Below are 562 nucleotides of genomic sequence, written 5' to 3'. Positions count from 1 at the left end.
CCGGCACGCCGCCCTGAGCGTTGATCATGAAGAGGCGGTATTCACTCACCACCGCGTCGATCACACGCAGCGCGACGAGCGGGGTAGCGAAGTTCCCCGCCGCCACGACCCGCGGCGTGGCCGACCGCCATCGGCCAGGACCGGCTACCCCAGGATCGGCTACCCCAGGACCGGCTCCACCGCCCGCACCGGAGCCTGCGGCGAGATGGGTCTCGACGCGGCGACCGAACTCCGCCTCGCTGACGATATCCATACCCGCATGGTGGCGTACCGGTGCGCGGCCGGCGAAGAATGGTCATCACCTCATCCCGCGGCTCATGCCGGCCCAGGCCCGGTCGGTTATCGTCTTGAGAACATGGAGTCCGAACGGGACCTCGCCTCCGCGGACGAAGGGACCTCCGATCTGGCCGGCACCGCACCGCCGCCAGGACCGCCGGGAGAGCTGATCTTTCCCGCGGTCGCTCGACTCGAGCTCGACGAGCTTCTCGCCCAACTGGTGGACCGGGCCCAGGACGTTCTGGCCACTCAGAGCCGGCTGCACGGCCTGCTGCGAGCCAACCGG

Annotated in this window: 2 pseudogenes; one reads left to right on the top strand and one right to left on the bottom strand. The window is 69.8% G+C overall.

Annotated features, from left to right (window positions below):
* Positions 1-253 (bottom strand): annotated as a pseudogene (locus ACY45C_RS06715) (4-hydroxybutyrate CoA-transferase); the annotation flags it as partial.
* 102 nt (positions 254-355) lie between these two features.
* Between ACY45C_RS06715 and ACY45C_RS06710 the strand changes: the two are divergent.
* A pseudogene (locus ACY45C_RS06710) lies at positions 356-562 on the top strand (histidine kinase); the annotation flags it as partial.

This window comes from Frankia sp. CcWB2, from assembly GCF_977927585.1.
This window is presented reverse-complemented; position numbering and strand designations above follow the sequence as displayed.